Source organism: Nitrosospira sp. Nsp13, from assembly GCF_900101945.1.
GTDB classification, from domain to species: domain Bacteria; phylum Pseudomonadota; class Gammaproteobacteria; order Burkholderiales; family Nitrosomonadaceae; genus Nitrosospira; species Nitrosospira multiformis_D.
Map to the genome: position 1 here is coordinate 159,315 of NZ_FMVD01000001.1, position 14,392 is coordinate 173,706.

General features: G+C 53.7%; 12 protein-coding genes. 6 read left to right on the top strand and 6 right to left on the bottom strand.

Annotated features, from left to right (window positions below; genetic code table 11):
* Nucleotides 1-26 precede the first annotated feature (26 nt).
* The 5 genes from tagF to tssJ all read right to left on the bottom strand — a co-directional run bounded on the left by tagF (nt 27) and on the right by tssJ (nt 7,922).
* Nucleotides 27-809 carry a type VI secretion system-associated protein TagF gene (tagF, locus tag BLO43_RS00750; RefSeq protein ID WP_090905121.1) on the bottom strand — a complete coding sequence of 261 codons (783 nt, stop codon included), beginning with the start codon at nt 807-809 and terminating at the stop codon, nt 27-29.
* Nucleotides 772-4,377, bottom strand: a complete 3,606-nt coding sequence (tssM, locus tag BLO43_RS00755) for a type VI secretion system membrane subunit TssM (protein WP_090905123.1) — start codon at nt 4,375-4,377, stop codon at nt 772-774. Before tssM ends, tagF begins: the two co-directional genes overlap by 38 nt.
* Before the next feature lie 33 nt (nt 4,378-4,410).
* Nucleotides 4,411-5,718, bottom strand: a complete 1,308-nt coding sequence (locus BLO43_RS00760; RefSeq protein WP_090905125.1) for a DotU family type VI secretion system protein — start codon at nt 5,716-5,718, stop codon at nt 4,411-4,413.
* 260 nt (nt 5,719-5,978) lie between these two features.
* A complete protein-coding gene (tssK, locus tag BLO43_RS00770) occupies nt 5,979-7,319 on the bottom strand; it encodes a type VI secretion system baseplate subunit TssK (RefSeq protein WP_254773255.1) in 1,341 nt (446 codons plus the stop codon).
* Between the two features lie 57 nt (nt 7,320-7,376).
* Nucleotides 7,377-7,922 (bottom strand): type VI secretion system lipoprotein TssJ, encoded by a 546-nt coding sequence (gene tssJ, locus BLO43_RS00775; protein ID WP_090905131.1) that lies wholly within the window; start codon nt 7,920-7,922, stop codon nt 7,377-7,379.
* Nucleotides 7,923-8,455: 533 nt separating this feature from the next.
* On the opposite strand from tssJ, the gene BLO43_RS00780 reads away from it, so the two are divergent.
* The 4 genes from BLO43_RS00780 (at nt 8,456) to motA (ending at nt 11,574) form a co-directional block, all read left to right on the top strand.
* A complete protein-coding gene (locus BLO43_RS00780) occupies nt 8,456-9,220 on the top strand; it encodes a Stp1/IreP family PP2C-type Ser/Thr phosphatase (protein WP_090905133.1) in 765 nt (254 codons plus the stop codon).
* Between the two features lie 322 nt (nt 9,221-9,542).
* Nucleotides 9,543-9,860 (top strand): flagellar transcriptional regulator FlhD, encoded by a 318-nt coding sequence (gene flhD / locus BLO43_RS00785; protein WP_090905812.1) that lies wholly within the window; start codon nt 9,543-9,545, stop codon nt 9,858-9,860.
* 41 nt (nt 9,861-9,901) lie between these two features.
* Nucleotides 9,902-10,477: a flagellar transcriptional regulator FlhC gene (gene flhC, locus BLO43_RS00790; RefSeq protein WP_090905135.1), complete on the top strand. Its 576-nt coding sequence runs from the start codon at nt 9,902-9,904 to the stop codon at nt 10,475-10,477.
* A 233-nt stretch (nt 10,478-10,710) separates the two neighbouring features.
* Entirely contained in the window at nt 10,711-11,574 is an 864-nt protein-coding gene (gene motA / locus BLO43_RS00795) for a flagellar motor stator protein MotA (protein WP_090905137.1), read from the top strand.
* 91 nt (nt 11,575-11,665) lie between these two features.
* Here the strand turns inward: motA and BLO43_RS16265 are convergent, their stop codons facing one another.
* Nucleotides 11,666-11,980, bottom strand: a complete 315-nt coding sequence (locus BLO43_RS16265) for a hypothetical protein (RefSeq protein ID WP_139149203.1) — start codon at nt 11,978-11,980, stop codon at nt 11,666-11,668.
* Between BLO43_RS16265 and motB the strand changes: the two genes are divergently transcribed.
* Together motB and flhB are read left to right on the top strand one after the other, a co-directional pair.
* Nucleotides 11,979-12,896, top strand: a complete 918-nt coding sequence (motB, locus tag BLO43_RS00805) for a flagellar motor protein MotB (RefSeq protein WP_090905142.1) — start codon at nt 11,979-11,981, stop codon at nt 12,894-12,896. The two genes, BLO43_RS16265 and motB, sit on opposite strands and share 2 nt — an antisense overlap.
* A 342-nt stretch (nt 12,897-13,238) precedes the next feature.
* Nucleotides 13,239-14,384: a flagellar biosynthesis protein FlhB gene (flhB, locus tag BLO43_RS00810; protein WP_090905144.1), complete on the top strand. Its 1,146-nt coding sequence runs from the start codon at nt 13,239-13,241 to the stop codon at nt 14,382-14,384.
* The last annotated feature ends 8 nt before the right edge of the window (nt 14,385-14,392 follow it).

Consider the following 14,392-nt stretch of genomic DNA (forward strand, 5'->3'; position numbering starts at 1 on the left):
TGACAGGCGGGACGTAAGCGTTCATGTCATGATTCGGAAAGCCGCGGCATTCTGGCGGAGATATTATTTTCGAGCATGGTGGCGAAATAGTCTTCAGGAGGAAGACCGGAAAAGCAGTGCAGTTGCGTCGTTCCCACTTCAGTTGATACAGCCCACCAGAAACTCTTGCCCGCGCTCGTGGAGGTGAGAAGGTCTTCCGCGGTGGTATCGAACAGATCAGCCAATGCATTCTCCGTCGGTAGTGTAAGAGCCTTGGGGGTATGTTCCCCTGTCCACCAGACCGCGAGTTCTTGCGCATTACCACGCTGGCCGCCCGGTTCCAGCAAGGGAAATGGATTCTCGGATAAATTACGGTCCAGATCATCCGGCAGCGCATTGATGTTAAGTGTAGCGAGTGCAACCCGCTCCAGGGCAGCGTACCAGGCTTGTGCGGAAAACACCGTTAACATCGATCCGGGCCGGGGATCGATCCGTAATGCGATCGTCAGTGGAAAATAACGCCCTACCTTATCAACGCTTGGCATGAGCACGCCGGCCCACATACTGGTCGTATCGCCACAGATCCCAGGCATGAGGGTAAAACGCCATATGGGGCCGGTGAGGTAAGCATCGAGCCAGTGCTCACCCAGTTCCGCGCGACTCGCGGCCATGGCATGCTGCAACCATGAGTCCCAGGTATCAATGAAGCGGGTTGGCAGGCGGCGCGAGATGAAGTCCCCGAGATATGGGATCTTTCCATACCAGCCTGCGATGAGCGAGCCATCAGGGTCGCTACAATCGTTCCGGACACTGGAATTGTTCGAGTTCATGTAGGCGGAAAGGGTTTTGCACACTGCTGGTAATGACCTCGAACCGTGCTTTTCTTCCATCGATACTGAAGGTGACGACGAATTTCTCCGGTTGCGAAGTTGGAGTGATTTGTACCCCGTCGAGCATGCGGAATAATGCCCAGGGACCTTCAAATACCTGGCCCGATGCGCCGCTCGTACTGGCCGGGGAAATTTGCAGACGCACCTGCGAGCTGCCTCGCGGACCGGGCCATTGCAGTTCCATGGGAACCTGTGGGCCATGGCTGTACTTGACCAATTGTCCATCGACATCGAGAATGAATTGCGTGATCGATGCATCCATTTCAATTGGCTTGAAAACAAGTTTCATTCCTGCTGCGCGGCCGCCGCTTCGGAAAAATACGTCACGGATTATTTGTGCGCGGCGGAACTCCTGCAAGGCGCCCGAAGCATGGCCCATGGTGGCGTCTCCGGCCTTGCGAAAACTCCATGGCCGTGTTGAGGTATCGACGTATGGCGTGAGATTTTTCTGAAAAAATTCGTCCAGCAATCCGCCCGGCGCGAACAGCCGGGCGAAATCATCCTGGGTCACGTCGCGTGCGCTGTTCTTCTCAAATGGATAACGACCATCGATTGCCTTGTGGCAGAAATCGCTGATCGTTGCTTTGAGAGATTGATTCAGGTTGGCACGCGTCTCCCCCAGCGCCTGGCTGATGCCGCTCGTGGAAAGGGTGACAAGCATCGACCGTATGGGCTCCGGCATGCGGCCGGCATCCGCCTTTATTTTAGACGGTACATCGCTCGGCGGTGGCGCACCGCCGCCTTTAACCGCCGCCTCGGTTGCGGTGAGCAGTATATACAGCTCATTGATCTGGGAAGGTATCGCGTCGATTGGCGCTGGTTGGCCCGGGGCAGCAGGACGCACCATGCTGCGCAATTCCTTGAAGCGATCATCGACGATACGCTCGGGCCTCGACTCAAACGCTGTTATGAATGTTTTTTTGCCGGTTTTTCCAATGAGTATTTCCAGCTTGTCCCGGACAGTTTTTACCTTATCCACCGCCTTATCAGCCACGGTCTTGTCGGCCTCGTCGACATCGATGAGCGTCACTTCTTTTACGATGGCGCGTATGAGTGATGTCAGAGGCGAGTCCGGGGCGGAAAGCAGTCGCGCCGACTGGATACTTTTCGGCAAGCTATCGGAACGCAGCAGCCCGATATCGTCAATAAATGTTGACCATATCTGCGCGTAGTCTTCGAGATATAAACGACGCACCTCATCCACCAGGCGTATTTGCGCCTGGGGATTCGTCCACTTGTTGCGATCTTTTTCCTTGAGATCAAGCACCCATACTTCTTCATCTGCCAGTTGCCAGGTTACTTCCTTTGCGGCCGGGGAAAAAAACTTGTAGTAACCATCATAGCTGAACAAGCCCGGTACACCCTGGGTAAGCGGTTGCCCGCTAATTCTGGCGAAAATCAGCGGTGCAGACGGACCGGCGGCCCTTACGATGGTGAATTCGGGTATTTCTGCGCCAACACCTTGTAGTTTAAGCCGGTTATAACTGCGTTGGGCGATGGGTGTCTGCGCAACGGTATACCGCACGTTGGCAATCAATTGTTCATTGAGGGGAATAGGCGACGATAACGGGCCGCGAGACAATAGATGATCCAGGTGAGATTCGAGTTCGTCGCGTTGCTCGATGGTTATCTCCCGTGGCAGGCTGACTTCCCAATCCGCGGTGATAAAAGCCTTCAGCGCAACGGGATCGAAGTGTTCTGGATTGCTCAACATGAGATAAGCTTTGAGCCCTTCATACAAGAGATTCAGGTTTGCACGGCCACCACCGGATAGCAGGCGTTCAATACGCAGCACAAGCTGCGGCAGAAATGCATCATGCAGTAAACGCTGATAGGTATTGTTCGATGCGGCCGCCAGTTTGTCTCCCTGATAAAGGCCAAAGCCCATGGATAATGGTACGGTGTCATCGTTACCAGGAGAAGCGCTGCTTAAATCCCGTACGGATTTAAGGACGGGCAGTAAGCTGACGATATCCATGCTTTGCAGGACGGGTAACTCCTCGACCTGCTGAAGGATCGCGGGTATTTTCTCCCTTGCCTCGGCAAGATAGGCTTTATTGCGTGAATAACTGACGGTCCACGCGGTGATGGCGCCCAGGGTGATCAGCCCGGCTGTGGCGAATGCTCCCCATTGTAGCCAGGCGCGCCGCCGTTCCCAGCGCAGATTGGTGCCGGCGAGTCCCGCTTCGGAGAAAATCACGTCCTTTACCAATCGTGTCAGAAAGAAGCTCTTGCCACTTGGCTTATTGGGAGCAAGCAGCTTTCGGTCGAGGTGTAGCGCCCGGGCGAGGGTACCCATTACGCGATCGATTGGATTACCTTCCTGTGTTCCACTGGTGAAATAGAAGCCCCGCAATAGCGGTTGCTGTTCGAAACGGGAAGGTGAGAATATCTGGTTCAAAAAATCGCCCAGTACTTCCTTGAGACTGCTGAATTGCTGAGGGAAGGCGTAGAGCAATGCTCGTTTTTGAGCATCCCTTTCCTGCTGCAGGCGATCGATCAGCCGATCATTCAGACGCTGTTCCAACGCGGAGAACTCGGTGCTGAAATTGGCCAGCGGTAAAGTATCCTGTTTTTCGGTAAGCGGAAACGTTGCGCCCCAGACCTGAGCCCTTTCCTCCCTGCCGTATTCGCCGAAGAAATCCATGAAACCCGCAAGGAGATCAGCCTTGGTGACAAGCACATAAAGGGGAAAACGGATATTGAGTTCCGCGTGCAGTTCCTGAATACGTTTGCGTATCGCGGTTGCCTGTGCTTCTCGCTGCGCCACGGTCTGTTGTAGCAGATCGGTCACGCTGACTGTAACGATGGCGCCGTTAATCGGCCGCCGGGGACGGTATTTCTTCAAGAGTTGCAGAAAACCTGTCCACGCGGCACTATCGGCTTCCCGGTTGCTCTCCTGAGTCGTATAACGTCCGGCTGTATCGAGGAGCACGGCTTCGTTGGTGAACCACCAATCACAGTTTCGCGTGCCGCCGATACCTCGAATGACTTCCTGACCAAAGCGCTCCGCAAACGGAAACTGAAGCCCCGAATTAACGAGCGCTGTGGTCTTCCCCGACCCGGGTGGACCGATGAAAATATACCAGGGAAGTTCGTAAACGTATTGCTGGCGGGTCAGTAGCGCGAGCAGCGGTTTTCTGGGCTGGCCACCGAGATTGGCTTGTTTCAGCACCGTCACGGCTTCCTCGAAACGCTTGCGCAAGACTGCCACTTCTTCGGCACCCGCGCTATCGCCTGGTTGTGGCGGAGGTGAAGGATGCCGCAAAAGGCCATCCATCAACCGTGCATTCGATGTCTTTGCCTTGATGACTCTCCAGATGTGTTTTCCGGCATAGAGAATAATGGCCAGTGCAATAATAAAGAGCCGTACCGTACTGGATTCCAGAGGGTGATATTCCGCGATCGCGACTAACGGCCCGACGAACCAAATTAGCAGGCCGGCCGCAGCCAGACCGAGGAATACCAAGGTCCAGTGATTGAATAAAAGTTTAAAAACCCTTTTCATGCCCTTTTACCCTTATTCTGGAGGAGGCGAATGCTATTTGGCGGTTCGAGGGACATAGAGTGTGATCTCCACCCGGCGATTGCGTGCGCGATCCGTGGGCGTGCTATTCGGAGCGACAGGTTCGGCATCGGCACGGCCTTCCGCGGTCAGGCGGCTTGCCAAGGTTCCCTTTTCGGTAAGAAATTGCATTACGGAACGGGCACGGTCTTGAGAAAGATGCCAATTGGAAGGGAATCGCAATGATCGTATCGGCTGATTGTCGGTATGGCCGGTAACCCGGACCTGTCCCGGTACGGCATTAAGCGCGCTTGCGATGCGTGCCAGAATGGGTAAAAAGCGCTCAGAAATTGTCGCGCTGCCTGGGGCGAACAACCCGTCGCCCCGGAGGGTAACTACACTGCGCCCCTCCTCATCGCGCACAGCCACCAATCCCTCCCGAATTTCTGCTGCAAGGAATTCCGCAAGCCGGGGTTCCGCCGCCGGTAACGGTATGGGCTCGGGGACGGGGTATTTGACGCGGATGGATTGTATCTGGGTGAAAATTGGGTCGGAGGTATTGTTGAGCTGGAAACTGAACCACAAGTAGGTGGCCAGCATAATAAGTCCGCATACAGCCGCCAGAACCCATACAGGCAAGAGGGCGAGAATTTTTGCGCGCTTGATGAGCGTGGGGGGCCAATGGGGTGACAGATCACGTTCGTATTCGCCCCGCTCTTTACTCAACAACTGCGCGACACGTTCGCGTAATGCGTCGAGATGAGCCTTGCCATTTTCGATTACACGATAGCGGCCTTCGAAACCCAGGGCAAGGCACACGTACATGAACTCCAGGAGATCGCGGTTGGCTTTGGGGTTCTCAGCCAGCTTCGATAGCAGCTGAAAAAATTTCTCGCCCCCCCATGCCTCGCTGTGGAACATAACAAGCAGGCTTTGTTCGGCCCATATGCCACTGCCCCAAGGTGTCGACGCGGCGGTCTCATCCAGTAGGGTGCAAAGCGCATAGCGGGCTGCGATGACTTTTTCGGGTGCTATTCCGGCAGCCTTGGCACGAATTTCAAACGCCTTGATATTCTGTGCAATGTGATCGCGCAGACTTGAAGGGTCAGGATGTTGCAAAGTGCTGCGTAGCTGCGGCACGATATTCAGCAAGGAACTGGCGGCGGCAATTAATGGATTCAGCCCTGCAGTGGCTGTTATTTCGTCTATTTCTCTGGTTGTTCCTGTCGAGCTGGTTGTTTGCCAGATATTCGTGGATTGGCCCGGCGAAACGGTGCGTCCCCCCGGTGAAGGCATTATTACCGTTTTGTCCGTATCCGAAGAAAACGGGTCATCCTGGCTCATAATGTGTATCCGTAAATATATTTGTGACGCATATTCAGGACAGAACAGGATTTCTGAGAGCCCAATATTATTAGATCCGGATAATCTATCAGGCGGCTCTTCGAGCCTACGCGAGTACCGGCGGTCAGTTTGCCGCCGTTTTTGCCACCGGTGCGGCGTCCATAGACCAGGCTATGGACTTCTCTCAACCGGCAAAACCGTTTCGCAACCTGCTTCATCATCATCTCGCGTCCTGACGGATTATCCGGGCTTAAAATTTTTTACCGTCTTATGGCCCAGAATTCAAGTTCAAGTCCGGGGAACTCGCCGGCGACATGCATTGCCAGGCCACCGGAGCGTTCCAGTTGCTTCCAGATTTCACCTCCCCTTTCGAGCTCGAAGTAGCTGAATCCTGCATGGAAGGGTATCTGCCGCGGGGCAACCGGTAAAGAATTGAGGGGAATGCCGGGCAAAGCCAGATTAACGAGATCTCGAATGCGCTCGACAGACCCGATTTTAACCTGAGCGGGGAAGCGCGTTCGCAGCGTTTCCACTGGCAACTGTGCGTTGACGGCAAGAACAAAGTGTGCGGTTTTAAGCAGATCCTGGTCTGGAATTACCGCAACCCGTATGCCATATTTACGATCCTGCAGCTCGATTGGAATGGCGTTTTGCTCCAGTACCATGCTTAACGAGCGGTGTAAATCGGTTATGAGTGGCATGAAACAGTGTGCCAGTGCATCATGCTGATATTCTGGATAGGTTGGCGGCCGGCGATTGTCGTGGGTGAATGTTGCCAAATCCCCAGCGAGGCCAAGACATGCGCTGAACAAGCGCTCCGGGTGCAGTAGCCGGTGGGTTGAAAGGTGTGCAAACAAGGGCTCGTAACGATTAACAGTCTGTAGCATAAGAAAATCGGCGACCTCCGCGACTCCGCCACGGCCCGGTTGTGCAACCCGTGAGGCAAGCGTTTCGCCTCGCTGATGAAGCAGGCCATGTAATTCGCTTGCGTATCCCGTCAGGGTGACGTTACTGCCCACGCACAGCATGGGCGGAATGAACTCCTTCTGGAAGACCAGTTGATTGTCGGCACGCCGTTCCGTAATTTGCACTACATCCAGCGTTGTGTAGGCATCGGTTACATCACGCTTGCGCATAACCCGCAAGCGAAGCTGTCCCACCTGCAGGAATGCACTGTTCTGAGAGTCGGCGTTGGAATCGGCGACTTCCCGTTCTTCTACCGAGAAGCGTGCAAGGGAGTTGTCCTGGTTAGTGCCCGTATCCGTTTCATCCATCCCCGAGCGTCGCATGGGTAACGCCAGCACGATAAATTCATTCCTGGTATCAACGTCGATATCCAGGGGTAAAGGCGGCATATCCTCGGAGGGAAAATCGAACGGCGTGCCGTCAGGAAAAATCCCGCGTGCCATGGTCAGTTGCACTTTGCCGAGTGTAACCGCGGCAAGGTTGAGTTCCATGTTGCTGAATCCCCAGCTATAGCCGAGCAATGGCGCCGCACGGCCTTCCACCAGTCTTTCGACATAACGGTCATGCTGCTGAAAATGTTGTGGCTGAAGAAATAACCCCTCAGACCATACGACTTTATTGTTCCAGGACATCATTTTGCTCCGGTACCGGATATTGGAAGTCAGATTTATCCAAACATTTCAGTTTCACTGTTAAGGTTTCTGGATTTCTTGCAAATTGCCGAGTGACTGTGGTTTCTGTAACGAAAGTTCGCACAAAAATGAGCATTCGCCCTCCGCGCCAATCAGGATTCTGTTTCCATCAAGCTGAATGACTATCCGGGAGATTTTCTGCTTCGGAGGAATAGCCAGGGATGCCCGCCATTGCGCGTGTTCAAGATCCCGGAATGCGGCAACTGCCGCCACATGGCGAGCATCCAGATGCAAGGGTCTGTCGAGTTCCAGCTTTCCCCCCGGGCGGAGCTGGAATACTTCGCTGTTAAGCAACTCGGCACCGAGTGTTTTTTGTTCGCTGTCGAAAACAGAGAAGAAATCCGTGGCATCAAATGCCGCAACGGATTTGAGCTCATAAAACTTCACCACCACTGGCGAAGCCCTGCCATGCGAATCCGGATTCACCCCTGATTTTGCATGAAGAGAGACTTTAATGATGACGGGCTTCGGCGTGCTGGCGCATCCGGCCAGGAAAAGAAGCGCAATAACAGAAATAATTTGGGCAAGATATAGAAAAGGCTTCATTCTTCTCTTCCTGTTCCGGGATAGACTTTTATCAGTATAGACAAACTTCGCCACATTATCCGAACGCGATTAGCACTGCGGCCGCTACTTTAAGTGGCGCAATGGGGCCCGGTCAGTTTGTGCCTTCAAGGAGTGTGTCATACAACGATCGGATCTGGCTGTGATTCATCTCTCCTCGGTGAAACATACACAAATAACGTCTTTCAAGGCGACGGATTTTCATCTACAGTTAACTATCCGGACAAGGCAAGTAAGAAAGCTGCAAAGGAGATGCCTGAGGGTTTGAATCATGGGTAGAAGCCTGTCTTATTGGGGAAAAATAGTGCTTAATCGAAGTTATATAGCGACTCCTGAACGGGACTGGAAATTGATTAAGTATCTTTCTTTTATCAGATACCGAAGGTTAATTTTCAATCGGCGAAATAGTGGATGTTGGGTATTATAGGCATTGATGCCGTATATCCCGGAACCCGGGACGATTCATCCGGGGATCCGGGCAATTCTGATCACCCGGTTGCAAGGAGGACAGTTATATGGTCAGGTTACTCTCGGCAGGCGCAACCGACTTGGGGCTCCGGCGCGGCAATAACGAGGATGCGTACCTCGCTATGCCTGAACTTGGATTCTTTGCCATTGCGGACGGGATGGGGGGTGAAGCGGCCGGAGAAACCGCCAGCAGGTATTTTATAGAAACGGCGCAAGCTGCTTTCCGCAGCGAGGTTCCTTCTTCGGAAGAAACAAATTATGCATTGGTTCAGAAAGTGTTCAGTTGCTCGAATAAACGAATATTCGAGCATGCAGAACAAAATCCTGATGATCGTGGAATGGGGTGCACTGGAGATCTTCTGGCATTTTATCGCGACAGGTATGTTATCGGGCACGTGGGAGACAGCCGGGTTTACTTGTTACGGGATGGCAGCTTGCGGCAGCTAACCCGGGATCATTCCCTGGTGCAGCTTCAAGTGGATCGTGGAATGCTTACTCCGGAGGAGGCAAGAAATCATCCAAGAAAAAACATCCTCCTTCGGGCTCTAGGCACGGATCCGGCGGTATCCTTCGATATGCTGGAGGGCAGCGGACTGAACGGCGACATATTTCTCTTGTGTTCCGATGGACTGACGGACATGGTGGATGATGCGGCGATTCAGGATACGCTTGTTTCGACAGAGACGATCTCGCAAAAAGTGAAGAATCTGATCGGAACAGCTTTATCGGCCGGAGGCCGAGACAATATCACTGTCATTCTTTGTGAAGTACAGATGAATGGGGCGTTGGAATCCAGTAGCGGCGCTGCTTAACGAGTCTCGCTCTTGTCCGGGGCATCATTTATGCGATTACCGCGATGGCAGGGATAATATTTTTTTGTCAGCCTAAAGTTTTTTGACGAATGGCCGTTGACCCAGTTATGTCATTCAACACGTCTATATAATATCGCCGCAGCCACTACGTAATATCCATCCCAGGCTGAACTCTAACGGACCGCCACTCTCCTTGAGCTTTCATGTAGGAAATATTCCTACATGGAATACCTGCTATTTCCTACGCGTAAATCGGATGGATTCCGGTTTTGCGGCGAGGCGCGACTGCGCACAATGGAGCCTCACATTCAAGGGGGTAAACATGAACGCTAACGAACTGACAATGGAAATCAAGGAACTCAATCTGACCTATTTGATGCTGGCTCAGCAGATGGTGCGCACGGATCAGGATATGGCGATTTTCCGGTTGGGAATCAGCAAGGATATCGCCGAAATATTGGCGGTTCTGACGCCAGGCCAGATTCTTAAGCTGTCAAACTCCAACATGATGCTGTGCCGCATACGCTTCGATGACAGCCTAGTGCTGGGTATGCTCGCCAACTATGGCAAAGAGAAAACAATGGTGCAGTCACATGCTGCTATTTTACTGGCAGGTCAGCCAGTTGAACAAATCTCCTGAAGTACAGAAATTTACTAATTAACGACTAAGGGATAACCATCGTGGCGAAAAAAAGCGTAGTGTCAGAAGCCAAAGAGATTCAGACCGCAATCGAGATGATCGATCTGGGCGCGCGGCTGCAACTGCTGGAGAGCGAAACCAGTCTGAGCCGCGAGCGGCTTATCAAGCTCTACAAGGAATTGAAAGGTGTTTCCCCCCCTAAAGGAATGCTGCCATTTTCCGCCGACTGGTTTTTGACCTGGCAACCCAATATTCATTCTTCCCTTTTTGCCGATATTTATCGTTATCTGCTCACGCACGCTGATTGCCGCGGTATCTCCGCGATTATCAAAAGCTATAAGCTTTATCTGGAGCATTGCAAGATGAGCGAAATGGAACCGGTATTGAGCCTGACACGCGCCTGGACCCTGGTGCGGTTTTTCGAGGGTCGTATCCTGCAGACCGCATCCTGTACCCAGTGCAGCGGACATTTCGTAGTGTATACCCACGATCTTTACAGCCGCTATGTGTGCGGGTTGTGCCACACTCCTTCACGCGCCGGCAAAACCAACAAATCCCGTGTAGCCGCACTGACCAGTATAGCTGCCACCCCATCTGCGGCACCCATCGCATCCTGAGTCCAAGTATTCCTCCTTCACCGGTGGCCGGGAGTTTCTCCCCCCACCGGTTTTTCTTTCCTCATCCTACTTAAAGTTTGCGCCGTTCCGGCCGTTACACAGGTGAACGTTTTATCGCAATAAGCCTGTGGCCACAGCAACCGTGAGTATTCATGCTGAGTATTTACCGTTGGCTGGTCAAGGCGCGAGCCTTGCGATCAAGGCAATAACCTAAGTCAGGAGTATCGGTAAAAATGCTGCTCATAGTTGGATGTCTCATTGTTATCGGGTCGGTGTTTGGCGGATTTGCTCTTGCCGGCGGACACCTTGCTGCGCTGTATCAGCCGCTGGAACTACTGATGATCGGCGGCGCCGCGGTGGGAGCCTTCGTGCTGGGCAATACGAGCAAGGCGCTCAAGGCTACCTTTAAGGCGTTGCCCAAGGTCGCGCAGGGTTCCAAATACACCAAGGTTCTGTACATGGACCTCATGGCGCTACTCTATGATCTTCTCGCGAAAGTCCGCAAGGAGGGGTTGATGTCGATAGAGAGCGATATCGAGAACCCCGCGGAGAGCCCCATCTTTGCGCATTATCCCAACGTTCTGGCCGATCACGAAGCGATCGAATTCATGACAGACTATTTGCGCCTGATGGTGGGTGGCAATCTCAACGCGTTCGAGATCGAGAACCTGATGGATAACGAGATCGAAATTCACCATCAAGAGGGTGAGGTGCCGGTACATTGCATCGCTAAATTGGGCGACAGCATGCCCGCATTCGGCATCGTCGCGGCAGTCATGGGCGTAATTCACACCATGGCATCGGTGGGCCTGCCGCCATCGGAGCTGGGCATTCTGGTTGCTCAGGCGCTGGTTGGCACATTTCTCGGGATCCTGCTTGGCTACGGTTTTGTCAGCCCGTGCGCCGCTGTACTGGAACAGAAGCTGGAAGAATCCACCAAGATGTTGCAGTGCATCAGGATGACGCTGCTGGCCAGCATAAACGGCTATGCCCCTGCGCTGGCGGTCGAGTTCGGCCGCAAGGCGCTGTACTCGACCGAGCGGCCAAATTTTATCGAGCTGGAAGAACGCGTCAGGCTGGCAAAAAACAAATCCTGAATCCGGTAGCTGACCGCTCATTTAATAGATCAGTATTATGATTAATAACAATATTTCGTGTTATCTGACCCTCGCCTTCTGGGTGAGTCCGCTACGGGGTGAATTGCACCGTTTTTGCGGCACATGGCTGCGTTGCAACTTCTTGGAATGGAACGGCGCCCCGAAGCGTCGCACGAGGGCTCCCGCAAAGCGGGGATCGGGCAGCGTAGGGGATGGCCGCGATCGCGTTCCACGTGCATGGGGCGCCCGCATCCCGCTGCGGGGTCGCACCTTCCTGTGGAAGGCACTGCTCCGCCCTGCGCGGTCGCATTCCGCGTCGTTGCGCCTTGCCCTGCACCCCAAAAACCGCACGCTTCACCCCCGTCCAACTACCGGATTTAGGATGATCGCGGAGAAATGCATTCATGGCTGACGAAAAACGCACTATCGTCATCAAGAGAATCAAGAAGCATGGCCGTCATCATGGTGGCGCATGGAAAATTGCCTACGCGGATTTTGTTACCGCGATGATGGCGTTTTTTCTGCTCATGTGGCTGCTGGGCGCCACTACCCAGGAGCAGTTGCAGGGTCTTTCCGAGTATTTCCAGACACCGCTCAAGGTTCAGCCAAACAAGGCCAGCGGCAGCGGGGACAGAAGCAGCGTGATTCAGGGAGGCGGCAAGGATACAACGCAGCGCGTAGGGCAGGTGAGGAAGGTGAGTGCCGGACCCGGCAATCTCAAGGCGGCACAGGCCGAGCTTGAGCGGCTTGACAGGCGCAAGCTGGAAGCTCTGAAGGGCCGGCTGGAGCAGTTGATCGAGTCTCATCCGATCATGCGCGACTTCAAGGAGCAATTGCTGCTGGATATTACTTCCGAGGGCTTGCGCATTCAGATAGTCGATCACATGAACCGGCCCATGTTCGCACTCGCCAAAGCCGAGTTGCAGCCCTATACCAAGACCATCCTGCAGAAGCTGGGCGGGGTATTGAATGAAGTACCCAATAAGATAAGTCTCTCGGGCCATACCGATGCGACACCCTATGCGAGCGGCGAGAAGAACTACAGCAACTGGGAACTATCGGCCGACCGGGCCAATGCCTCGCGGCGTCAACTCATTATGGGCGGCATGAATGAGAAAAAAATTATGCGCGTGGTGGGTTTGAGTTCGGCGGTGCTGTTCGATAAGGACGATGCCACCAATCCCGTCAACCGGCGCATCAGCGTTATCGTAATGAGCAACAAGGCGGCGGAGGATCTAAGCAAGGAAGGTCGGTCAACAAAAGAAATCAGAAGTAACGCCACCGTGGATGCGCATGCCTTGCGACCCGGCGGTGCCAGTTAAAAAAACTTGGAATAATCTCACGTTGGGCGGTGAAGGGTTTGTGCAGAGGTTTCGCAGCGCGCACCCGGCATAAAGGAAATCTGGCTGCAAAAGATCTGGCTGGCCCATATCTCGCCATTCTTTTGGCCAACAGAACAATGGTTATCTTCAAAATCCGCCCTTGCCGAGTCGTTGTTTCGCTTCGATTCTTCAAATTCGACAGGCTGCTAACGCAGCCACTCTTCTAAAAGCAGAATTGCGGGGCTAATTTAACTCTTTTCCTTCGATGATCTACTCACGAAGCATTCAATAATCACGCATGTGGCTGATGAGCCGATCATGAATGATTAGTGGGAGTTTGCAGTGAGCGAAGAGAGTGATCTCGAAAAAACGGAACCTGCATCGCCGCGGAAACTGGAGAAGTCCCGCGAAGAGGGACAGATTCCCCGTTCCCCCGAACTTTCCACGTTTGCGGTTCTGATTGCCGCCGGCTGCGGCCTGTGGGTGATGGGTGGACATCTCACCACGCAGCTTTCCACGTTGATGAAAGATGGAATGAAGGTGCCGCGCGATGCCGGCTTCGATTCCAGCCTGCTTCTCGATCGACTGTTCGATCAATCCCTCGATGCCCTGTTTGCGTTTTCCCCTTTCCTCATCCTGATGTTCCTGGTGGCGATCGCTGCACCCATGCTCATATCCGGCTGGCTCTTCAGCTGGAATTCGCTTGCGCCTAAATTCAATCGGCTCAATCCCGTCAGCGGAGTGGGCCGCATGTTCTCGCTGAACAGTCTGATCGAACTGGCCAAAGCGCTTCTCAAGGCCGCGCTGATCGGCGGGGCGGGAGTCTGGACGATCTGGCATAACAAGGAAGCGGTGCTGTCATTGATTGCCGCTCCGCTTGCCGTGGGTGCCGGTCATATGGGCAATCTGATCATCACGAGCTTTCTCGCCATAGCGGGAACCATGGTGCTGATTGCGGCGGTGGATGTGCCCTTCAAGCTCTGGGATCACTACCGCAAACTTAAGATGACCAAGGAAGAAGTGCGCCAGGAAAACAAGGAAACCGATGGCGATCCACAAATGAAAGCTCGCATCCGCGCCAAGCAGCGGGAGGCAGCAAGAAAACGGATGATGGCCGAAATTCCCAAAGCCGACGTAATCGTCACCAATCCGACGCATTATTCCGTTGCACTCAAGTATGAAGACGGCAAGATGCGCGCACCGCGCGTTGTTGCCAAGGGATCGCATCTGCTGGCGCTGAAAATTCGCGAGATAGGCCAGCAACATAACATACCACTGCTCGAAGCGCCGCCACTCGCTCGTGCGTTGTATCACCATGCCGAACTGGGCGATGAGATTCCTCAGACCTTGTATAACGCCGTGGCTGAGGTGCTGGCCTATATCTACCAGTTGCGCCGCCATCGTGAGTACGGTGGCAAGGCGCCCAGTCTGCCGGATGTCCTGGAAGTGCCTGCCGAACTGGATCCGGAAAATACAGCATCAAAATGACATCTGAC